This window comes from Blautia sp. XA-2221, assembly GCF_028767025.1.
GTDB lineage: Bacteria > Bacillota > Clostridia > Lachnospirales > Lachnospiraceae > Blautia_A.
Window position 1 is genome coordinate 47,499 of sequence record NZ_JAJQXX010000001.1, and the last position, 23,356, is coordinate 70,854.

Genomic DNA, 23,356 nt, shown 5'->3' on the forward strand with positions numbered 1-23,356 from the left:
AAAATAAATAAAAAAGAAGAGGATTCTTCAGAAACAGGAGGCAGCATTATGCAGAAAGAACTGATGGAAAAATTTGTGGAGGTTTATGGGGAAGGCGGAGAAATCCGTGAATACTTTGCGCCGGGAAGAGTAAATCTGATCGGAGAACATACAGATTATAATGGCGGACATGTATTTCCCTGCGCTCTGACACTGGGTACATATGGACTGGCTCGTAAAAGAGACGACAGAAAATTACGTTTTTATTCTGTGAACTTTTCCAGACTGGGCGTGCTTGAATCTTCACTGGACGATCTGATCCCTTCTGATCAGGCAGGCTGGACAAACTATCCGAAGGGCGTTATGTGGGCTTTTGAAAAAAGAGGCATTAAGCTGGAGCATGGTGTGGATTTCCTGATCTATGGAAATATTCCCAACGGTTCCGGACTTTCTTCTTCCGCATCTCTGGAAGTTCTTACAGGCCTGATGCTGAAGGATATGTTTGGCGTTGAGGAACTGTCCATGCAGGATCTGGCGTTGATCGGACAGTATTCTGAGAACAATTTTAATGGAATGAACTGCGGTATTATGGATCAGTTTGCAAGCGCCATGGGCAAAAAAGACTGTGCGATCTTCCTTGATACCAGCACACTGGATTATGAATACGCTCCGGTAAAACTGAAAGACGCAAGAATCGTTATTACAAACAGTAAAGTGAAACACAGCCTGGTAGGCTCTGCGTACAATGACAGAAGAAATGAATGTGAGACAGCTCTTAAAGAACTTCAGAAAGAAGTTGACATCAAAACTCTGGGAGATCTCAGCGAGGAAGAGTTTGAAGCTCACATGTCTGCTATTACAAGCGATATCTGCAGAAAGCGTGCAAAACATGCAGTTTATGAGAATCAGCGTGCGGTCAAAGCAGTCAATGCCCTGAAAGCGGATAATGTTGAGGAGTTTGGAAAACTGATGAATGCTTCTCATGTTTCCCTTCGTGATGATTATGAGGTTTCCTGTGAGGAAATTGATATTCTGGTAGATCTGGCATGGCAGATTCCGGGAGTGATCGGTTCCCGTATTACAGGCGGCGGTTTCGGAGGCTGCACCGTAAGCATTGTAAAAAATGACGCAGTAGATCATTTTATTGATACGATCGGAAAACAGTACAAAGAAAAAGTCGGACACGAGGCAGAGTTTTATGTAGTAGATATCGGTGACGGCGCTCATGTGATCGCATAAAATCAGGAGGGAAAGACAGATATGTTAAGCAAAAGCATCAGAAAACTGGTACAGTATGGAATCGAGACAGGACTGACACCGGAATGTGAAAAAAACTATACCATCAATCTTCTTCTGGATGTTTTTCATGAAGAGGAATACACAGAACCGGAAGAAGTACCGGAAAATGTGAACCTTGAAGAAACACTGGGAGAGCTTTTGGATGAGGCTGTAAAACGTGGACTGATCGAGGACAGCGTTGTATACCGTGATCTTTTTGATACACGTCTTATGAACTGCCTGATGCCAAGACCTGCTCAGGTTCAGAAAGAATTCTGGGACAGATATCAGAGCAGCCCTCAGGAGGCTACGGATTATTTTTATAAATTAAGCCAGGACAGCGATTATATCCGCCGTTATCGTGTAAAAAAAGATCAGAAATGGACAGTGGAAAGTCCTTATGGAGATATTGATATTACCATCAATCTGTCAAAACCGGAAAAGGATCCAAAAGCCATTGCGGCAGCAAAAAATGTAAAGGCAAGCAGTTACCCCAAATGTCTTCTCTGCCCTGAAAATGAAGGTTACGCAGGCCGTGTGAACCATCCGGCAAGAGAAAACCACAGGATCATTCCCATTACAGTAAACGACAGCCCGTGGGGATTCCAGTATTCACCTTATGTATATTACAATGAGCACTGTATTGTATTTAACAGTCAGCATACTCCAATGAAGATCGAGAGAAATACCTTTATCAAGCTTTTTGATTTTGTAAAGCTGTTTCCTCATTATTTCCTCGGATCCAATGCGGATCTTCCCATTGTAGGCGGATCCATTTTAAGTCACGATCATTTCCAGGGAGGTCACTATACTTTTGCTATGGCAAAGGCTCCCATTGAGAAAAACGTAGTGATTCCGGGATATGAGGATGTGGAGGCAGGAATCGTAAAATGGCCGCTGTCTGTTCTTCGTATCCGTCATAAGGATGAGAAACGTCTGATCGACCTTGCTTCACATATCCTGGAGGTATGGAGAGGATATACGGACGAAGATGCATTTATATTTGCGGAAACAGACGGAGAGCCGCATAATACGATCACACCGATCGCCCGTAAAAGAGATGATATGTTTGAACTTGACCTTACACTGAGAAATAATATTACCACAGAGGAAAATCCTCTGGGCGTATACCATCCTCATGCAGAATATCATCATATTAAAAAGGAAAATATCGGTCTGATCGAGGTTATGGGTCTGGCGGTACTTCCGGCACGTCTGAAAGAAGAGCTGGAGCTTCTGGAAGAGTACATTCTGGAAGGAAAAGACGTTTCTTCCAACGAAAAGATTGAAAAACATGCCGCATGGGTACAGAAGTTCCTTCCAAAATATAAGGATCTGAACAAAGACAATATCCATGAGATCCTTCAGAAGGAAGTTGGCAATGTGTTCGTTCATGTGCTGGAGGATGCCGGTGTTTATAAATGTACAGAGGAAGGCAGAGCCGCCTTTATGCGCTTTGTGGAAAAACTCTGATATTTTGCCGTAAAACTCCTGCATTTACACCTTGCAGGAACACAGTGAATGGGATATACTAGAAAGCGAAACGGATGTTTGTACATCTGCTTCGCTTTTTATATCACGAGTTATCATTAAACAGAGAGAGGAAATAGATTATGAAACTTACAACTGTAAAAGAAATTTACACAGACCGGGAAACCTTTCTGGATCAGGAAGTGACCGTAGGCGGCTGGGTACGCAGTGTACGTGGCTCCAAGGCATTTGGATTTATTGTACTTCATGACGGTTCCTGTTTTGATACACTTCAGGTAGTCTATCATGACACCATGGATAATTTTGCGGAGATCAGCAAGCTTAATGTAGGAGCTGCCATTATCGTAAAGGGAACTCTGGTTGCAACACCGGAGGCTAAACAGCCTTTTGAGATCCAGGCAACAGAGATCCAGGTAGAAGGAGCTTCTGCGCCGGATTATCCTCTTCAGAAGAAACGTCATACTATGGAATACCTGAGAACAATGACACATTTAAGACCAAGGACCAATACCTTCCAGGCAGTGTTCCGTGTACGTTCCCTCTGCGCATATGCCATTCATAAATTTTTCCAGGAGAGAGGTTTTGTATATGTTCACACACCTCTGATCACAGGAAGCGACTGCGAGGGCGCAGGAGAAATGTTCCGTGTTACTACTCTGGATCCTCAGAATCCGCCGGTAGATGACAACGGAAAGGTTGATTACACTCAGGACTTCTTTGGAAAAGAGACAAACCTTACAGTAAGCGGACAGCTGAACGGAGAAACTTACGCTCAGGCATTCCGCAATATCTATACTTTTGGACCGACTTTCCGTGCGGAAAATTCCAATACCACCCGTCATGCGGCTGAGTTCTGGATGATCGAGCCGGAGTGCGCATTTGCAGATTTGAATGATAACATGGATCTTGCTGAGGATATGCTGAAATATGTGATCCGCTATGTGCTGGAGAACGCTCCTCAGGAAATGAACTTCTTTAATTCCTTTGTGGATAAAGGACTTCTGGATCGTCTGAACCATGTGATCGATTCTGAGTTTGGTCATGTAACTTATACAGAGGCAATCGAACTTCTGGAAAAGAACAATGACAAATTTGACTACAAGGTGTTCTGGGGCTGCGACCTTCAGACAGAGCATGAGCGCTATCTGACAGAACAGATCTTTAAGAAACCTGTTTTTGTAACAGATTATCCCAAGGAGATCAAGGCATTCTATATGAAACAGAATGAGGACGGAAAAACCGTTGCAGCTATGGACTGCCTTGTTCCGGGAATCGGAGAGATCATTGGAGGAAGCCAGAGAGAGGATGATTACGACAAGCTGAAAGCCCGCATGGACGAGCTTGGCCTGAATGCAGAGGACTATCAGTTCTATATGGATCTTCGTAAATACGGCTCCACCCGTCATTCCGGCTTTGGCCTGGGCTTTGAGCGCTGCGTGATGTATCTGACAGGAATGGGAAATATCCGCGACGTAATTCCTTTCCCAAGAACAGTAAACAACTGTGATTTATAAGGAGTCATAAATGATAAGATTTATTCATCTTGCAGATGTTCATCTGGGGGCAGTTCCTGACAGGGGCTGCCCGTGGAGCCATGAGCGGGAGGAAGAGATCTGGGAAACTTTCCGCCGGGTCATTGCGTCTGTACGCAGAGATCCGGTGGATTTGTTATTTATAGCAGGAGATCTTTTTCACCGGCAGCCGCTTCTGAAAGAACTGAAAGAAGTTAATTACCTTTTTTCAACCATACCGGAAACAAGAGTGTTCCTGATGGCAGGAAATCACGACTATATAAAGAGAAATTCCTTTTACCGGGGATTTTCCTGGGAACCTAATGTGACATTTTTTGACAGTGAGGAAATGAACTGCGTATATATCGAAGAGCTTCAGACGTTTGTTTATGGAATGAGCTATGAGCATCAGGAAATAAAAGAACCTCTGTATGACAGCTGGACACCGGAGCAGGAGCCGGGATTCCATGTGCTTCTTGCTCACGGCGGAGATGAAAAACATATCCCCATGGATGCAAAAAAAATTCTTTCCTCAGGCTTTACTTATCTGGCGCTTGGACATATCCATAAACCGCAGGCGCAGGTAAGGGGAAAAGCGCTGTATCCAGGCGCACTGGAGCCTATTGACCGCAATGATACAGGAGATCACGGATACATTGAGGGGAGCTATGACAATGACAGGATGCGTCTGAAATTTGTACCCTTTGCATCCAGAAGCTATCAGAATCTGGTTCTTACTCTGGATGAAACCTCCACACAGTATTCTCTGGAAGAGATGCTGAAAGGAGAGATCCTGAAACGTGGCGGAAAAAATATTTACAGGCTGCTTCTGAGGGGAAAACGCGCTCCGGAATTGATTCTTCTTACAGAGCGTCTGAAAAAGCTGGGAAATATTGTGGAGGTTCTGGATGAATCCAGACCTGCTTATGATCTGGAAGAGCTGTACAGAAAGTATACAGGAACTCTGATCGGAGATTATATCGGATATTTTATGGGAAGAGAGCTGACTGTGGTGGAGGAAAAGGCTCTGTATCACGGGCTCCAGGCATTGCTGGAAACCAGCATACTGAATTAACGGCGGGAAAGAATTATGAACATAAAACGAATTACAGTCAGGAATTTTGGAAAGCTTCAGGACAGGACCATGGAGTTTTCAGATGGAATCAATGTGCTGTACGGTGACAATGAAAGTGGAAAAACCACCACTCATACCTTTGTGAGAAGTATGCTGTACGGAATCCAGAGACAGAGAGGGCGCGCTGCCCGTAAGGATGCTTACAATCTGTATCTGCCCTGGAAAAATCCTGCTGACTATGGCGGAACCCTGTGGTTTGAAAACGGAGGCAGGAATTTTCGGATCACGAGAAATTTTTATAAGGAAAATCCTTCAACAGAATTTCTCTGTGAGGATGACGGAGAGATCCTGGATGTGGATCAGGGAGATCTGGACGCTGTGCTTGGCGGGATCAGTGAGACAGTCTATGAAAACACAGTTTCAGTGGCGCAGCTCAAAAGTACCACAGGTCCGGAGCTGGTAAGAGAAGTTCAGAACTATATGGCCAGTTATCAGGGAGCAGGAGACAGTTCAGTAGACCTTGGACGGACCATGCAGATGCTGAAAATGGCGAGAAAAGGCTATCAGGTACAGGCAGAACAGAAAAAAAGAGAAAACCAGCGGGAAAAGGAAAAAATTGCTTCCGCAATGGACTATATAAGAGGTGAGCTTGAGGAACTTGAGGAAAAAGAAACCAGAGTTTCCGGACAGGAAAAAAGCTTTTATATAGGCGGTGACGGCAGTAATCTCGGGGACCTTAAGGAACGGCTGGCAGACCTTGGGAAAAAACGCAGAGTTCTGGAAATGATCATGACAGCAGCTCTGGTGCTGGGAATCGGCGGAGCGCTGGCAGTGGCCGGAATGACAAAAAGCCTGCTCATTGCCATGGTGATCGGTGTGATCGGCGTTGCAGCCGGAGTTGGCGCCTATCTTGCGAGGCTGCGTATAGCTGAGGAAATAGAAAAAAAAGAATGGCAGAAAAACCGTATTCTTGCAAGGCAGGAGAAGCTGTCCTGGAGCCGTGAGAATATCAGCGAGGCCCGGAAAGAAAAAGAAACAGCTCTGGAAAATGCTGCGGCAGAATACAGAGAAGCAGAAGAGTATGTATATTTCCCTCTTGCAGAAGAAATGGAAATAGAATCTCTGAATCTGGCAATGACAGTGATCGATCAGGTTTCCAGAGATATTCACCGCCAGGTGGGAGGAAAACTCAGAAGAAGGATCTCCGGGATCCTCTCAGAGATCACAGGCGGCAAATATACAGAGATTCTCATGGATTCAGATCTTCATATGACAGTGAACACAGGGGAGCGTACAGTGCCTCTGGAAAGCCTCAGCAGAGGTACTGTGGAACAGATCTACTTTTCCCTCAGAATGGCGGCAGGAGAGCTTCTGTGCGGCAGAGAACAGCTTCCTGTATTTCTGGACGAAGTATTTGGGATGTATGATGAGGAAAGACTTACCTCTGTGCTGAAATGGCTGGCAAAAGAAAAACGACAGGTGATCATCTGCAGCTGCAGACAGAGAGAAATGGAAATTCTGGAAAAGAACGGAATCTCCTATAATAAAATAGTGCTGTAGATGAATACAGAAAAAAGCCCTCTGGCAGTCACAGGACTGCGCAGGGGGCTTTTTGCAGTATCAGCTTGATTGTTCAGAAGTCTGTTGTGAAAGCTTCTGAAGGATTATTTATACTGATCCATATAGTTGTTTACACAGCGTTTGATACGGTCTACCGGATTCAGAAGGTGGCTGACAGACATATCGTGGTTCAGGGTATCAATGATAAGAGCAATGTATTTACTCATATCGCAGTTGATATAATATGGCTTCTCCAGAAGCTCCGGTGTCTGGTATACCAAGTTGGTAGTAAGAAGCTTGTCAAATACGCCGTTTTTGAATCCCTCGTCAAATTTGTCCATACCATCTGTAAACAGACCGAAAGTAGAGCAGATATAGATTCTTCCTGCGCCTCTCTTTTTCAGGAGAGATGCGATCTTGAGAACAGTGTCTCCGGAGGAGATCATATCATCGATCAGGATCATGTCCTTGCCTTCCAGTTTTGGTCCCAGGAATTCATAGGCTGCGATCGGATGGCGTCCGTTTACACGTTTGGAGTAATCCAGACGTTTATAGTACATACCCATATCAACACCAAGAATATTGGCAAGATAAATAGCACGGTTCATGCTTCCCTCATCAGGGCTGATGATAGCAAAATGCTCATTATCAATATGCAGACCTTCTTCGTTTCTGAGAAGAGCCTTGATAAACTGATAGGACGGCTGAACAGTTTCAAAACCATGAAGAGGAGTTGCGTTCTGAACGCGGGCGTCATGGGCGTCAAAGGTGATGATGTTTTCCACACCCATTCCGGTCAGTTCCTGAAGAGCTGTAGCGCAGTCCAGTGATTCACGTCCTACACGTTTGTTCTGACGGCTCTCATAAAGATAAGGCATGATAACATTGACTCTTCTGGCCTTGCCGCCGATTGCTCCGATTACACGTTTCAGATCCTGGAAATGATCGTCAGGGGACATCAGATTGGTGAAGCCGCTGATACGGTAGGTCATGCTGTAATTACATACATCAACCATAAGATAAATGTCATCGCCGCGGACAGACTCTGTGATTACGGATTTTCCTTCTCCGGAACCAAAACGGGGAGTCTGTACTTCGAGAATGTAGGAATCTCTCTGATAACCTTCAAAAGCAAAGGAATTAAGCTCCTGATGATTTCTTTCCTGTCTCCATTTTACAAGCCAGTCGTTGACTTTGGAGCCAAGGGACTGACAGCTTTCCAGAGGGATCAGCCCCAGTCTTCCTACAGGGAGTGTTGTGAGATCTTTGGTGCTTAATTGTGCCATTCTTTATTTTCCTCCTAAAAATATTTTCTGTATGCGGATATCTTTTCCAATGAGCTTCAGCATCTGAAAATTGCTTGCGAGCCGGGAAAAGGTTCTCTCGGAATAGGTGGCAGAAAAATCTTCCAGTTTCAGATTGGTAGAGATGATCGTGGATTTTCTGCGGGCAAGCCGCTCATTGATGCACAAAAAAAGTTGAGAAGATACAAAGCTGTTGGTAAGCTCTGTACCAAGGTCGTCAATGATCAGAAGATCACAGTCGTAAATAAAATCTTCTCCCGGATCAGTTTCCGACTTTCTGGCAAAAGTATTCTGAGCCAGCTTGTCAAAAAGATCAAAAGCTGAAAAATAAAGTACGCAGTGGGCGGTTTTCAGCAGTTCACGGGCAATGCAGTGGGAGAGGAAGGTTTTGCCTACTCCGGTGCTGCCGTACAGAAAAAGATTCTGGCAGCCGGAATCAAAAGTGCGTACAAAATCCACAGCAGTTTCATAAGCGTGTTTTGCTGTTTCTCTTGCAGTCAGTCCGGTTGCTTCATTTTTTATTGTATCAGAATACCAGTCAAAAGAAAAGTGTTCAAAATTTTCTTTTTCCAGAATTTCTGCAAGATTGGACTGAGTATAAAGAAGCTCGATCTCTGCCTTTTTGAAGCAGGAGCATTTGCCTGAGTCCGTATAGCCGGTATCCTGGCAGCGGGGACAGAGGTAATGAGGCTCCAGATAATCTTCAGGAAATCCATTTTCCTTCAGAAGAGAGCGACGTTCCTGTGCCAGCCTGGCTACTTCTTTTTTCAGGTCTTCTACAGAGCTGCTCTGTCCGCAGAGCAGAGAACGTGCCTTCTGAGCGCTGAGAGAGGCAACATCCCTGTCGATCTCTGCCAGCCTGGGGACTTTTGCAAAGGCGCAGGAGCGCCGCTTTTCCAGATCATGCATAACCTGAGTCTGTCTCCGGTTGTATTCTCTCATAATAATATCATATTGAAAGTTCTGTAAAGACACGTCATCCCTCCTTGCCTGAAAATTACTGGTTCAGCAGGCGCTTTTCATATTCGTCGAAATTATATTCCCGCTGCTGAAAATTGTTAAAGCGGTTGCCGGAAGCAGGGGTGGCAGGTTTGGACTGCTTTTTGTCCTGTTTCCGTTTCTTGTGCTCTGCATCCAGAGCCTGGATATCCTCCAGAGTTTTTACCTGTTTCTTTTTCCAGCCTTCCAGAATCTTGTCCGTATACTGGAAGCTGGCCTGGCCTGTCTGGAGAACGGTTCTGGTACAGGCTTCCTGAATGATGGCAATGGAAAAACCATAAGTCTTCAGCCAGGTGTCCATCAGGGTGATCTCTGTTTCCACAGGGCTCCGGTTGGTGATACCCAGAGCCTTCAGGATGGAATAATAATCCTTGCTGTACCGGGCGTTTGTCTTTTTGGCTTCTGCCACAGTGGAGATCCCCTCCTGAGCCCAGGCGAGGGCAACGGTTTCCATATATCGGATGCTTTTATGGCTGCGGCTGACGCAGTATTCGATCAGGTATTCGATCAGATCTGCGGAAAAGCCCAGACCGTCATAGAAGAAAAGAATCTTCTGTATTTCTGTGGGGGACAGGGTTTTGCCCAGATACTGTTCTGCAATATAAAGAAGCTGGATAATATCTTCGTTCTGCTTCAGCTCTTTTACACGGTCCGGTGTCAGTGGAGCCGCTTTTGGCGGAACCTGCTGTTTGACAGTGGCGGCAGCCGTCTCCTCCTCAGCTGAGGATCTGGCCTTTGGCAGCAGAAGCGCAATTCCCCGCAGGGTTTTATCTGCGGCAAAATCCAGGGCAAGAAGCTCCTGTCTGGACCAGTATTTTAACGCGCGCAGAATATCCCTTTCTGTGCAGAGCAGGTGGTCGGCCATCTGTTCCAACGTGAAAGAAACCGGAGTAGTGGACAGCGCCCGTAAAAGATAAATGTAAACCTTTACAAACTCACCATTGGCCTCCGGCATATAGTCATCTATAAAAATATTGGACAGAAGCGTAACCTCTGACTGGGAGGGCTTCTGCAGTGTAATCATGCTCATGAACGATCTCCCGCTTTCTGAATCTTTTAAGTCACCTGCATTATAGCACAAGATTTTTCAAATGAGAATAGGGTATTTTAAGGGGAAATCTTTCCACATAAAAATGTGGATAATGTGGATAATGTGGACAACGAATTTTCTCGAATATTTGACCTAAATCTCGGAAACCGCGTATTTTGTTGCTTTTGCGTTAAAAATAGGTAAAATTGATGTAGAAGAATGTCGGATGATGGAGGCATAAAAAATCCACATGTCCGGCACGGGGGATATGTGCATAAACATGTGGATAATGTGGATAACTTAGTTTCCGAGGAGCTGTTCTCCTATATTTACAACGTCTCCGGCCCCCATAGTTATCAACAGGTCACCCTGTGTACAATTTTCAAGTAAAAAATTCTCGATTTCATCAAAAGTCGGGAAATATTCGCAGGAAGTTCCAAGTTCTGCAATTTTCTCTTTCAGATCTTCTGAAGAAATTCCAAGAGTATCGGTTTCTCTCGCCGCATAGATATCTGCCAGTACCACATGGTCAGCCAGAGAAAGAGCCTTTGCAAATTCAGGAAGAAGAGCTTTGGTGCGTGTGTAGGTATGAGGCTGGAACACACACCAGATCTTTTTGTGAGGATAATTTGCAGCAGCATGAAGTGTGGCCTCGATCTCAGTGGGATGATGGGCATAGTCATCGATAATGGTCACTCCGCCAATCTGCCCCTTGTACTGAAAACGCCGGTTTGTGCCTGTAAAGCTGTGCAGCCCTTCTGAGATCATTTCCCAGGAGAGATTTAAAAGCTGAGCTGCGGCAACGGCAGACAGAGCATTGGAAACATTATGTACTCCCGGAACGCTGAGAGAGCAGGTGCCAAGAGCCTGTCCCTTATGGCATACAGTAAAGGATGCATGCCCAAGCTCGTTGTAGGTAATATCAGAAGCTGTATAATCTGCCTCATGTTCCAGACTGTAGGTAAGTACCTGGCAGGTAAGTCCTTCTGTGATTTTTTCATACTGCGGCGTATCAGCGTTGATGATCAGAGTTCCGTCCTTGGGAAGAAGCTCTGCAAATTTACGGAAAGAGCAGCGGATATCATCAATATCTTTGAAGAAATCCAGATGATCCGCATCAATATTCAGGATAATGCTGATTTTTGGGAAAAAGCTCAGGAAGCTGTTGGTATACTCACAGGCTTCGGTCAGGAAAGTTTCTGACTGTCCCACACGGATATTTCCTCCAATGGCAGGAAGAATGCCGCCTACACTGATAGTAGGATCGCAGTCTCCTTTCAGCAGAATGTGGGAAAGCATGGAGGTAGTGGTTGTTTTTCCGTGGGTTCCCGCCACTGCAACAGGGGTGTCATAATTGCGCATGATCTGCCCCAGAAGTTCGGCCCTTGTAAGCATGGGGAGGTTCATCTCCTGTGCTTTTCTGAATTCCGGATTGTCCGGGTGGATCGCTGCAGTGTACACAACAGCCTGAACGGTATCGGAAATATTGGAGGCCCGCTGTCCGTAATATATTCTGGCGCCTTTTTCTTCCAGAGTTCTGGTAAGAGGGCTTTCTTTTGCGTCAGAACCGGAGATGGTGAAGCCTTCTTCAAGAAGAACCTCAGCCAGTCCGCTCATACTGATACCGCCGATGCCGATAAAATGAATGGACATCGGTTTTTTAAAGTCTATCTGATACATAATATTATTCTCCTGTTCATTATGAATATGTTCTTATTATAACCCGATAAGCCTTAAATGAAAAGTATTACTTATTGGAAAGGATATATCATTAACAAAGGCGTTGCGGAAGGTATTTTGATCAGATTACCGGGAACGGAGCGTACAGCAACAAAATCATGTGCAATAACTCCAAAAAAATGCAAAATACAGGTAAAAATATTGTAAAAAATGTTCACTAATCTGGGTGAGTATGGTATAATTAAAAATCATAACATACAAGGGGTGAATGCATGATGATGAAGAAGGAAATGATTGCCATGCTTCTGGCTGGCGGTCAGGGCAGCAGACTTGGTGTGTTGACAGAAAAGGTTGCAAAACCAGCTGTCGCATTTGGCGGAAAGTACCGTATTATTGATTTTCCGCTGAGCAACTGCATCAATTCAGGCATTGATACAGTGGGAGTTCTGACACAGTATCAGCCGCTGCGTTTGAATACTCATATTGGAATTGGTATTCCGTGGGATCTGGACAGAAATGAAGGCGGAGTCACTGTTCTTCCTCCCTACGAAAAGAGTACAAGCAGTGAGTGGTATACGGGAACTGCCAATGCGATTTTTCAGAATCTGGATTACATGGAGCAGTATAATCCGGATTATGTACTGATTTTGTCAGGAGATCATATTTATAAGATGGACTATGAGGTAATGCTGGACTTTCACAAGGCGAATAAAGCAGACATTACCATTGCATGTATGCCTGTCCCTATTGAGGAGGCAAGCCGTTTCGGTATCATGGTAACAGACGATACCGGAAGAGTAACAGAATTTGAGGAAAAACCGGAAAAGCCAAGCAGTAACCTTGCGTCTATGGGAATTTATATTTTCAGCTGGCCGGTTCTCAAGGAGGCTCTGATCGCACTGAAGGATCAGAACGGCTGCGATTTCGGAAAGCATATTCTTCCGTACTGCAAGGAAAAAGGACAGAGGCTTTTTGCTTACGAATATAATGGATATTGGAAAGATGTGGGAACTCTCGGATCTTATTGGGAAGCCAATATGGAACTGATTGACATTATTCCGGAGTTTAATCTTTACGAGGAGTTCTGGAAAATTTATACAAAAGGCGATATTATTCCGCCTCAGTATATTTCGGCAGATGCGGTAACAGACAAATGTCTGATCGGTGAAGGCGCTGAAATTTATGGTGAGGTACATCGCTCTGTGATCGGCCCCAATGTTATCATTGAAAAAGGCTGTGTGATCCGGGATTCTATTATCATGCGCAATTCTGTGATCGGTGAGGGAACCGTGATGGATAAAGCGATTGTGGCAGAAGATGTTGTGATCGGAAAGAATGTAACACTTGGCTGCGGAGAGGAAGCGCCTAACGTACTGAAGCCTGCAGTGTATGCATTTGGAATCGCCACAGTAGGCGAGCGCAGTGTAATACCGGATAGTGTAAAAATTGGCAAAAATACAGCTATTTCAGGAGTTACTGTGACGGAAGACTATCCGGATGGAATACTGAAGAGTGGACATAACATTAAGGCAAAGGATGGTGAGAAGGCATGAGAGCAATTGGAATTATTCTGGCAGGCGGAAACAATAATCGTATGAGGGAGTTGTCAAATAAAAGAGCTATTGCAGCCATGCCTGTAGCGGGAAGCTATCGCGCCATTGACTTTGTTTTGAGCAATATGGCAAACTCTCATATCCAGAAGGTGGCAGTGCTGACGCAGTACAACGCCAGATCTCTGAACGAACATCTGAGTTCCTCAAAATGGTGGGATTTCGGAAGAAAACAGGGCGGTCTTTTTGTGTTCACACCTACCATCACAAAAGAAAACAGCTTCTGGTATCAGGGAACGGCAGATGCGATTTATCAGAATATCGAGTTTCTGAAAAACAGCCACGAGCCTTATGTTGTCATTGCATCAGGAGACGGGATCTACAAACTGGATTATAACAAAGTGCTGGAATTTCATATTGCCAAGAGGGCAGACATTACAGTTGTCTGTACAGAATGTCGGGATCAGAGTGAGGTAGAGCGGTTTGGCGTGATCCGTATGAATGACGACTGCAGGATCGAGGAGTTTGAGGAAAAACCTATTATATCTTCTTATAATACAGTATCTACAGGTATTTATGTAATACGAAGAAGACAGTTGATCGAGCTGCTTGAAAGAGCCGCACAGGAAGACCGGCATGATTTTGTAAATGATATTCTGATCCGTTACAAGAATCTGAAACGGATTTATGGATATAAAATTGATTCTTACTGGAGCAATATTTCTACAGCAGAGGCATATTACAGAACAAATATGGCATTTTTGGAGCCGGAGATCCGCAATTATTTCTTCAGACAGGAACCGGCCGTAAAAACAAAGATTGATGATCTGCCTCCTGCAAAATATAATGCAGGCGCTCTGGTAAAAAACAGTCTTGTTGCCAGTGGCTGCATCATCAACGGAACAGTAGAAAATTCAGTTCTGTTCAAGGGTGTGTTTGTGGGCAATAACTGTGTGATCCGAAATTCTGTGATCCTCAACGACGTATATATAGGAGATAATACGCATATTGAGAACTGTATCGTAGAAAGCCGGGATACCATCCGGGCAGATTCTGAGTACTGTAGTGAAGACGGGATCAGGATCGTGGTAGAAAAAAACGACCGCTATGTAATTGGATAAACGGAACTGGGCTTGTCGTATAAGATTCGGCAAAACAGATTTCCGTTCAGTTGGCGTATGAAAGATGAAAGGGGCAGAAAAAGATGAATATTACAGATGTACGTGTGAGAAAAGTTGCAAAAGAAGGAAAAATGAAAGCAGTTGTATCTATTACAATTGATGATGAGTTTGTAGTACATGATATCAAAGTGATCGAGGGCGAGAAGGGACTGTTTATTGCAATGCCCAGCCGTAAAGCGGCAGACGGGGAATACCGCGACATTGCACATCCTATCAATTCCGCAACCAGAGACAGAATACAGACTCTGATCCTTGACAAATATCAGGATGTTATGAACGAGACGGACGGACAGGAAGAGGCAGCAGAGGAATAACACCGGATATCTGTAATAAAAATGAAATGATTTAGTAAAAGAGATGTTCTGAAACAGAATTTGTCGAAAGAGAGTGTTTCAGGATGTCTCTTTTTTGCGTGGATATCGACAAAATATTACATACTTGTTACAAAAATAAAATAAAAGTATTGATTTTTGGATGAAATATTGTTATACTTGTCCTACGAAAAAAATTATGAGGTGTTTATATGAAGATGAAGAAAGTTCTTTCACTGCTGTTGACCGGCGCCCTGACTGTTTCCATGGGGACAAGCGTTTTTGCATCCACAGAAGACCAGATCGCAGCTGCACAGGCACAAAAGCAGGAGGCACAGGCGGGACTTGCTCAGGCGCAGGCAAACATCAGCAGTCTGGAAAGCAAGAAACAGGAACTGGAATCCTATATGGCAGAACTGGACGCACAATATAATGAACTGACCAATACAATTTCACAGCTCAGTGTGGAAGCAGCAGAAAAAGAAGAAGAGCTGAAAAAAGTTCAGACAGAGCTGGAAAGGGCAAAGAAAAAAGCGGAGAATCAGTATGAGGCAATGAAGCTTCGTATTGTTTATATGTATGAAAATGGCGGAAGTTCCATGCTGGAAACACTTCTGTCCTCAGAAAGCCTGGCAGATTTTCTGAATCAGGCGGACAATATTTCAAGAATTTCCGAGTATGACAGAAATATGCTGAAGCAGTATGAAGCAACTCGCGAAAATATTCAGGTACAGGAGAAAAAGGTAGAGGAGGAATCCAGCTCCATTAACAGCCTCCTTTCCGAAAAAAGCGCCAAACAGCAGGAGGTGCAGTCTCTGGTTGCAACTACCGGTGACAGTATCAACTCCTATATCAGTCAGATCAGCGCAAGCCAGGAGGAAGCAAGCATTCTGATGGCTCAGGTGGACAGCGCAGACAGCAGTATCGCAACCCTGATGGAGCAGGCCGAGCAGGAAAGGGCTGCCGCAGAAGCTGCTGAACAGGCTGCAGCAGAGCAGGAAGCTGCTTCCCAGGAAAGTGAAGAGCCGGAATATGATCCGGAAACAGATACCACAGACTCTGAAAGCAGTTCTACAAGCAGTGACGTTACTGTAGAGGAGGTTGCTCCGGAAGAAGATACAGAACAGGACGCAGGAAATACGGAAGCTGAGCCGGAAACTCCGTCAGATACAGAAGGAAGCTCTGGTTCCGCCGGTTCCGGTCAGGGTACATATCTTGGGAATTTTATGCTGACAGCTTACTGTAACTGTGCACAGTGCTGCGGAACAGCAGGAAATGCCACTGCCAGCGGTGTGATGCCTTCAACAGGTCATACAGTAGCTATGGCGGGAGTTCCTTTTGGAACACAGCTTCTGATCAACGGAACCGTATATACGGTTGAGGATCTGGGAACCCCTTACGGACATGTGGACATTTATTTTGGAAGCCATGAAGAAGCATTAAGCTTTGGTCTGCAGTATGCGGATGTATATCAGCTGAACTAAAACTATACAGGAATTACATTAAGAAAAGACTGCCGGGAATGGCAGTCTTTTCTTAATGTAAAGGATGTTACTGCAGAAAAATCTCATGGAAACTGAAGCATAAACCAAAGCTGTTTCGTTTACTTTATTAAAGAGAGAACAGACACGGAGCAAGGCTGTGGCAGAGGGCAAAATCAAAATATGAATTTTTTATAAAACCGGAGGATTTCAGTCATTTTAGCATTGATTAAATGAGATAATACGTTATACTATTATCTACAGAAGAATACACACTAAAAATGATTTTGAGGCGGTGGACCGCCTGATGGGAAAGGGTGATATTTTGGATTATCTGAGGAAGTCAAAACATATATGGATCATCCCGGCGTATGCAGTTTTTTATATGATTTCTTTTATGCTGGTAGAAAAGATCAGTACAGAAACTCATCTGATCCATTCTTTTGTGGATGATCTGATTCCGTTTTGTGAATATTTTATTATTCCTTATGTACTGTGGTTTCTTGTGGTTCTTGGAAGCGTCATGTATTTTGCACTGGGCAGTCCAAGTAAAAAAGAGTATTATCAGTATATGGCGACTTTGGGTGTGGGAATGACTCTGTTTCTTGTTATTTCCTTTGTGTATCCCAATGGTCAGAATCTCAGACCTGAGCTTACAGGAGAAGGGCCTTTTATTCAGGCAGTGCAGCTTTTGTACCAGACAGATACTCCCACGAATATTTTTCCCAGTATCCATGTATTTAATGCAGTGGCCTGTTGTGTGGCATTTTTAAATAACAAAAAATGCAGGCAGAATAAGCTCTTCACAGCCGGAAATATTGTGCTGACGGTATCTATTGTTCTTTCAACCATGTTTTTAAAGCAGCACAGTGTGGAAGATGTAGTTACCGCCCTGATTCTGAATGTGATCTGCTATCAGGTATTTTACAGGATCATCCCGGAGAATATGCAGAAATTTGAACAGATGCTTACCAGAAAGGAACTCTGTACAGTACCCAATCTGCTCAATGCCGGCCGGCTTGTGCTTGCGCTTGTATTTATGGCAATGATCGAGCGGTACAGACTGATAGGAGAAAAATCTCTGCTTGCAGTGCTGCTTCTTGCAATCATAGCAGCAGATATTCTGGCAGGAAGACTTGTGCGGAAGCCGGGACAGATAAGCGAAGCGGGAAGACTTCCGGAACTTCTGGCGGACAGGGTTTGCCAGTTTGTGATTCTTTCCTGCCTGATCCCGAAGTATTCTCTGGCAAAAATGTTGCTGGTGTTATTTTTTATCAAGGAGAGTTATACGGTGGTCCTTGGCTGGAGAGTGATTTTATATGCGAATAAAGAGGCTCAAGCTCCCTGGTATGAAACCCTGAATAAAACGGTATTCTACATAGTGGCGCTGATCCTTTTTGCAGGAACTGGAATTCCCGCATCAACAGCCGGTATTCTGATCGGAGCCTGCGGAATCTGTATGATGACGGCCTTTGTGATAAACATAGAGGAGATCCGCGCAGCAGAAGAGAAATTCAGACATTCTCTTGGAGAAAAGGTTCCGGAAAGAATCGGATAAAAATAAAAAAGTGCAGCGGTTGTGCTGATACAGAGGTGTGGTTCTTTACAGGACCGCACCTTTTTAAAAAAAGCAGATTCCTGTAGATTCATGTAGAACTTTCGGAGAAAATAGGATATAATATATTTCAGAATCACAGGGAATACAGGATTATAACTGGCAAAACCAAAGGATTCTGAAGTTTTCAGTACAAAAATTTTATGGAGGTTCAACATGGAAAACGTATATATTATGGAGCATCCGCTGATCCAGCACAAAATTTCTCTGCTCCGTCACAAAAATACCGGAACAAATGAGTTTCGTAAGCTGATCGAAGAAATTGCAGTCCTTATGGGATTTGAGGCGCTGAGAGATCTTCCTCTGGAGGATGTGGAAGTGGAAACTCCGCTGGAAACATGTATGACACCAATGATCGCAGGTAAAAAACTTGCAGTTGTACCGGTACTTCGTGCAGGTCTTGGAATGGTTAATGGAATCACAACTCTGGTACCGTCTGCAAAAATCGGACATATTGGACTGTACAGAGATCCTGAAACACATGAACCTCATGAATATTACTGTAAACTGCCGGATCCGATTGATCAGAGACTGATCGTAGTAACAGATCCTATGCTGGCTACAGGTGGTTCAGCAGTTGCAGCAGTGAATTTTATCAAAGAGCATGGCGGAAAGAACATCAAATGTATGTTTATTATTGCAGCTCCGGAAGGACTGGAGCGTCTGCATAAAGCTCATCCTGATGTGCAGATCTATGTAGGACATGTGGATCGTGAGCTGAACGAGAACGCATATATCTGCCCTGGTCTGGGAGATGCAGGAGACAGGATTTTCGGCACAAAATAAAAATCAGAACAAGTACAACAAAAGCGGATGGTGTATTTTCGGAGAGCGTGTTTTCCGGGACACGATCCGCTTTGCTGTGCAATAGAAAGGAACGGGATCTATGACAAAAAAACAGAGGGCGCTGGAGGCGATCCGCAGACTGAAAGAAGAATATCCTGATGCGGGTTGTACTCTGGATTATGATCAGGCATGGAAACTTCTGGTCAGTGTACGCCTTGCGGCTCAGTGTACTGATGCCAGAGTAAATGTAGTGGTAGAGGATCTTTATGCAAAGTATCCTGATGTAGAGGCTCTGGCAAAAGCAGACCCGGAGGAAATTGAAGCAATCGTAAAACCCTGTGGGCTGGGAAAAAGTAAGGCAAGAGACATCAGCGCATGCATGAGGATACTTCATGAACAGTATGAAGATAATATTCCCACAACCTTTGAAGAGCTGTTGAAGCTTCCGGGAGTGGGGAGAAAAAGTGCAAACCTGATTATGGGAGACGTATTTGGGAAACCTGCGATTGTGACAGATACACACTGTATCCGTCTGACAAACAGAATAGGTCTGGTAGACAACATTAAGGAGCCAAAAAAAGTAGAAATGGCATTGTGGAAGATTATTCCTCCGGAAGAAGGCAGTGATTTTTGCCACAGGCTTGTTTACCACGGAAGAGACGTATGTACTGCGCGGACAAAACCGCATTGTGACAAATGCTGTCTGGAAGATATATGCAAAAAAAATATCTGACACAGAGGGAAAATTGGAATATGACATGAATAATCAGGAAGAAAGTGGTGAAATATAATGGATAAAAAGCATGTGGAGGATTCCCGTACAGAAAATACATATCTGATCATGCCAAAACATATTAATTGTTACGGCAGGCTGTTCGGCGGTATTCTGATGCAATGGATTGACGAGGTGGCCGGAATTGTGGCGCACCGTCATGCAGGAACCATTGTAACAACAGCCTGTGTGGATAATCTGAACTTCAAAGCCGGGGCTTATTTGGGCGATACAGTGGTTTTAGTAGGAAAAGTAACCTACGTAGGGAAAACATCTATGGAAGTACGCATAGATACTTACGCAGAGGATCCCAATGGAATGCGAAGGGTAATAAACAGAGCCTATGAAGTTCTGGTATCAATTGATGAAGAAGGAAACAAACTTGAGGTTCCGGGCTTGCTTGTCGAAACAGAAGCACAGAAAGCAGAGTGGGAAGGCGGACAAAAACGTTATGCATTAAGAAAGCAGAGACGAAAAGAAGGATTTTGATGAGGCGCTTTATGCCTGCATAATTTTTTAAAAAGATCTGTATATAGAAAGCAAACAGAAACGGACATAAAACAATATAAAAAATGCGTGAAAGCGGTTATTTCAGATGAAATACCGCTTTTTTCTTGTGTGAAAATGAAAGAACATGTTTGTATAAATGGTCTTTAATATCATAAATGTGAGGAAATGAACGGATAGTTCTGGAAAATTGTGATATTTTACTAAAAGCACAATATAAAATTGTGAAAAAGTAACAAAAAGAAAAAAACGGACAGAAACAAACAATAACGTATTTACAACTGTGGTAATATATGATAAAATCAAACCATCAAAACCGGAAAAACATGGCAAAATGACCAAAAACAAAAAGGAGGTAACACTAATGAAGAAAAAAATAATGGCTCTTGTTCTGGCAGCATCTATGATAGCAGTTCCGTTTACAACTGCTTATGCCGGTGAAAAGGATGCATCAGCTGAAAAAACAGAGGAATCTGCTGATAAGTCAAAAGAGACAACAGAATCTCCGGTAGCAGGAAAGAAAATTGCATATATTATGTACATGACTCCAGCTACAATTTTCCAGATGTGGTCTGATTCTTTCACTGAGACAGCTGAAAAACTGGGAATGCAGGCAGACACGTTTTTCTGTAATGACAGTGCCGATACATGGAAACAGACCATTGAACAGTGTGCGCAAGGCGGATATGATGGGCTTATGGTTTCACATGGCGGTCAGGAATATGCATATGATTTTCTGTCAGGAATCCTGGAACAGTATCCGGATCTGAAAATTGCCACATTTGATACTCCGTTTAAAGATGCCAATGGTGAAGTTGCCAAGATTCCCGGTGTCGTTCAGTTCTTCCAGCAGGATGCAGGATTTGCCTCCAGTCTTGTTGAAAGTATTATGGATATGTACCCCGAAAAAGTAGAAGCAGGGGAGCCGGTTAATATACTGCAGGTTCAGCAGGGAGCGGGATATAACAGTCCCTTTGACCGTCGGCAGATTGGATATCAGCCATATGAAGACGAAGGAAAAATTAAAACAGTTGAAAGAATTGCTCCAATTGACGATCAGAACGCAACATCTTCTATGAGAGATGTAACAGCGGCAACTTTACCTAAGTATGGTGAAGGTGAAATTGATGGAATCTGGTGCTGCTATGATGCATATGCACAGGGTGTGTATCAGGCGCTGGTTGAGGCAAATTCAGATATTCCAATGGTATCAGTAGATATCTGTAATGAGGATATCCAGTTTATGCAGGAAGGTAAAAACTGGAAAGCATGTGCGACTACAAACTGGAGTTCCAATGGAGAATTTGCATGTCGTGTTCTTGCACTGGAAATGGCAGATCAGTATGATGATATTTATGCTGCATCCTGCTATTATGAAGATCCTGGTGACTGGATGGAAATTCCGTCTGTAATTGTTACTCAGGAAATGGTTACATCAAAAGATGGAATCAATATTGAAAATCTGGCTGAAGTTGCCGGTGAAGAATATTCCGATACCTCCTGGATGCCGACTTGTGATTGGATGGTTGATCTCCTTGGTCACTGATCCATCTTAAAGGAATTGTTCTTATACATACGTGAATAAAAGAACATTAGGATTAGGTGAGGCGTCGGGGCTGTGTTCCGGCGCCTGTATTTTAAGGAATATGATACAGGGGTGTAAAAACTAGATGGAAAAGAGGGAATTTATGGATAAGATTACACTTGGAACAAGAAATGTCTCTATTGAATTTCCCGGTGTAAAAGCTCTTTCCAATGTAGATTTTGAAATTGAAACAGGAGTGATTCATGCTCTGATGGGGGCAAACGGAGCGGGTAAATCTACATTGATGAAAGTTCTTGCGGGTTCAAATCCAGGATATACAGGAGATGTTCTTTACAATGGAAATCCTGTAGAATTGCGAAATCCGGCGGCAGCTAAAAAACTTGGAATCCAGATTGTATATCAGGAAGTTGACATGGCTCTGATCCCAACGCTGACGGTTGCGGAAAACGTTATGTTTAATGACCTTGTAATGAACATGGGACATAAGCAGTTTGTAAATTACGGAAAGATTCGGAAAGAGGCAAAAGAAGCTCTTGCCCGTTTAAATGTAAATATTGATGTACGGCGTATGTGTGGAACATTAACATTGGCACAAAAGCAGATGGTATTAATTGCTCGTGCTGTACAGAGTGCGTGTAACTTCCTGATCCTTGACGAACCTACAGCTCCTCTGTCTGACACAGAGACAGAAGAGTTGTTCAGAGTAGTCCGGCATCTTCGTAAAACAGAAAATCTTGCAGTTATTTTTATTACGCATCGTATTCATGAGGTACTGCAGATCTGTGATTCTTATACAGTTATGAGAAATGGCGAAATTGTGGATACGACACCGATTACGCCTCAGACGACTTCGAAAGAGATTGTGGATAAAATGCTGGGACGCTCTTTTGAAGAGAACTTCCCGAAACAGGTTTGTGAGATAGGAGAAAAATCTTTTGAGATCGATCATCTTACAGAGCGTGAGGGACGTGTTCAGGACATTTCCATGTATGTGCGGAAGGGCGAAATCGTTGGTCTGGCAGGACTGGTAGGAGGCGGAAAAACCGAGTTGTGCAAAACGATTTTCGGAGTTTATAAAAAGTCTGCCGGTACTATAAAGCTTAACGGAAAAGAACTGAATATTAAGACCCCTTCAGATGCGGTAAAAAACAGAATTGCACTTGTTCCTGAGGAACGACGTAAGGAGGGAGTACTGGTTGCAGAGACAGTAACTTTTAATACGACAGCAGCCAGTCTGGATGATTATTGTACATTTTCTTTTGTGAATGACCGTAAAGCGGCCAGGAAAGCAGAAGAGTATGTAAAAAGTCTCAGTATAAAAACACCGTCGATCAAGCAGAAAGTTGCCTATTTATCCGGCGGAAATCAGCAGAAAGTCGCAGTTGCAAAATGGCTTGCAGCAGACTGTGATGTCTATATTTTTGATGAACCGACTAAGGGCGTGGATGTAGGCGCAAAACAGGAAATTTTCACGTTGATCAATAATATTGCAAAAGAAGGCAACTGTGTTATTTATGCAACCTGTGAAAACTCAGAACTGTTATCCATTACGGATCGTATGTATGTAATGTTTGATGGACGCATTACGGCAGAATTGGAAACTGCAAAAACTTCTGAGGACGAAATTATGCACTATGCTACTGGAGCAACCAGTGCATACACAGGCTGAGGCCTTTAGTAACATATCCATTATGGGAGGA

The 23,356-nt window shown here is 43.8% G+C and carries 19 protein-coding genes; 15 read left to right on the forward strand and 4 right to left on the reverse strand.

Annotation, left to right across the window (positions count from 1 at the left end; genetic code table 11):
* Window positions 1-48 precede the first annotated feature (48 nt).
* The 5 genes from LU279_RS00235 (at window position 49) to LU279_RS00255 (ending at window position 6,894) form a co-directional block, all read left to right on the forward strand.
* Window positions 49-1,218, forward strand: a complete 1,170-nt coding sequence (locus LU279_RS00235; RefSeq protein ID WP_274419915.1) for a galactokinase — start codon at window positions 49-51, stop codon at window positions 1,216-1,218.
* Window positions 1,219-1,239: 21 nt separating this feature from the next.
* Window positions 1,240-2,730 (forward strand): UDP-glucose--hexose-1-phosphate uridylyltransferase, encoded by a 1,491-nt coding sequence (galT, locus tag LU279_RS00240; RefSeq protein ID WP_274419917.1) that lies wholly within the window; start codon window positions 1,240-1,242, stop codon window positions 2,728-2,730.
* Window positions 2,731-2,870: 140 nt separating this feature from the next.
* Window positions 2,871-4,262: an asparagine--tRNA ligase gene (asnS, locus tag LU279_RS00245; protein ID WP_274419919.1), complete on the forward strand. Its 1,392-nt coding sequence runs from the start codon at window positions 2,871-2,873 to the stop codon at window positions 4,260-4,262.
* A 10-nt stretch (window positions 4,263-4,272) separates the two neighbouring features.
* On the forward strand, window positions 4,273-5,334 hold the full coding sequence (locus LU279_RS00250) for a metallophosphoesterase family protein (RefSeq protein WP_274419921.1): 1,062 nt from the start codon (window positions 4,273-4,275) through the stop codon (window positions 5,332-5,334).
* Between the two features lie 15 nt (window positions 5,335-5,349).
* Window positions 5,350-6,894: an ATP-binding protein gene (locus tag LU279_RS00255; protein WP_274419923.1), complete on the forward strand. Its 1,545-nt coding sequence runs from the start codon at window positions 5,350-5,352 to the stop codon at window positions 6,892-6,894.
* A 104-nt stretch (window positions 6,895-6,998) separates the two neighbouring features.
* On the opposite strand, the gene LU279_RS00260 is transcribed toward LU279_RS00255, so the two are convergent.
* The 4 genes from LU279_RS00260 to murC form a co-directional block, all read right to left on the reverse strand.
* On the reverse strand, window positions 6,999-8,180 hold the full coding sequence (locus LU279_RS00260) for a ribose-phosphate pyrophosphokinase (RefSeq protein ID WP_274419925.1): 1,182 nt from the start codon (window positions 8,178-8,180) through the stop codon (window positions 6,999-7,001).
* A gap of 3 nt (window positions 8,181-8,183) precedes the next feature.
* A complete protein-coding gene (locus tag LU279_RS00265; protein WP_274419927.1) occupies window positions 8,184-9,173 on the reverse strand; it encodes an ATP-binding protein in 990 nt (329 codons plus the stop codon).
* Between the two features lie 22 nt (window positions 9,174-9,195).
* The gene (locus LU279_RS00270; RefSeq protein ID WP_274419929.1) at window positions 9,196-10,227 is read right to left on the reverse strand and encodes a DnaD domain protein; all 1,032 of its coding nucleotides are present in this window, start codon (window positions 10,225-10,227) and stop codon (window positions 9,196-9,198) included.
* A gap of 300 nt (window positions 10,228-10,527) precedes the next feature.
* A complete protein-coding gene (murC, locus tag LU279_RS00275) occupies window positions 10,528-11,907 on the reverse strand; it encodes a UDP-N-acetylmuramate--L-alanine ligase (RefSeq protein WP_274419930.1) in 1,380 nt (459 codons plus the stop codon).
* 275 nt (window positions 11,908-12,182) lie between these two features.
* Between murC and LU279_RS00280 the strand changes: the two genes are divergently transcribed.
* The 10 genes from LU279_RS00280 to LU279_RS00325 all read left to right on the forward strand — a co-directional run bounded on the left by LU279_RS00280 (window position 12,183) and on the right by LU279_RS00325 (window position 23,325).
* Window positions 12,183-13,460: a glucose-1-phosphate adenylyltransferase gene (locus LU279_RS00280; RefSeq protein ID WP_274420447.1), complete on the forward strand. Its 1,278-nt coding sequence runs from the start codon at window positions 12,183-12,185 to the stop codon at window positions 13,458-13,460.
* Window positions 13,457-14,578 (forward strand): glucose-1-phosphate adenylyltransferase subunit GlgD, encoded by a 1,122-nt coding sequence (gene glgD / locus LU279_RS00285; RefSeq protein ID WP_274419931.1) that lies wholly within the window; start codon window positions 13,457-13,459, stop codon window positions 14,576-14,578. Before LU279_RS00280 ends, glgD begins: the two co-directional genes overlap by 4 nt.
* An 83-nt stretch (window positions 14,579-14,661) precedes the next feature.
* A complete protein-coding gene (spoVG, locus tag LU279_RS00290) occupies window positions 14,662-14,952 on the forward strand; it encodes a septation regulator SpoVG (protein ID WP_274419932.1) in 291 nt (96 codons plus the stop codon).
* Window positions 14,953-15,161: 209 nt separating this feature from the next.
* The gene (locus LU279_RS00295) at window positions 15,162-16,433 is read left to right on the forward strand and encodes a PcsB-like coiled-coil domain-containing protein (protein ID WP_274419933.1); all 1,272 of its coding nucleotides are present in this window, start codon (window positions 15,162-15,164) and stop codon (window positions 16,431-16,433) included.
* 304 nt (window positions 16,434-16,737) lie between these two features.
* Window positions 16,738-17,988: a phosphatase PAP2 family protein gene (locus LU279_RS00300; RefSeq protein WP_274419934.1), complete on the forward strand. Its 1,251-nt coding sequence runs from the start codon at window positions 16,738-16,740 to the stop codon at window positions 17,986-17,988.
* 213 nt (window positions 17,989-18,201) lie between these two features.
* Window positions 18,202-18,831 carry a uracil phosphoribosyltransferase gene (gene upp / locus LU279_RS00305; RefSeq protein ID WP_274419935.1) on the forward strand — a complete coding sequence of 210 codons (630 nt, stop codon included), beginning with the start codon at window positions 18,202-18,204 and terminating at the stop codon, window positions 18,829-18,831.
* Between the two features lie 100 nt (window positions 18,832-18,931).
* The gene (locus LU279_RS00310; protein WP_274419936.1) at window positions 18,932-19,564 is read left to right on the forward strand and encodes an endonuclease III domain-containing protein; all 633 of its coding nucleotides are present in this window, start codon (window positions 18,932-18,934) and stop codon (window positions 19,562-19,564) included.
* A 57-nt stretch (window positions 19,565-19,621) separates the two neighbouring features.
* Window positions 19,622-20,092 carry an acyl-CoA thioesterase gene (locus LU279_RS00315; RefSeq protein WP_274419937.1) on the forward strand — a complete coding sequence of 157 codons (471 nt, stop codon included), beginning with the start codon at window positions 19,622-19,624 and terminating at the stop codon, window positions 20,090-20,092.
* A 382-nt stretch (window positions 20,093-20,474) separates the two neighbouring features.
* Window positions 20,475-21,656 carry a substrate-binding domain-containing protein gene (locus LU279_RS00320; protein ID WP_274419938.1) on the forward strand — a complete coding sequence of 394 codons (1,182 nt, stop codon included), beginning with the start codon at window positions 20,475-20,477 and terminating at the stop codon, window positions 21,654-21,656.
* A 142-nt stretch (window positions 21,657-21,798) separates the two neighbouring features.
* Window positions 21,799-23,325 (forward strand): sugar ABC transporter ATP-binding protein, encoded by a 1,527-nt coding sequence (locus tag LU279_RS00325; protein ID WP_274419939.1) that lies wholly within the window; start codon window positions 21,799-21,801, stop codon window positions 23,323-23,325.
* Window positions 23,326-23,356 lie beyond the last annotated feature (31 nt).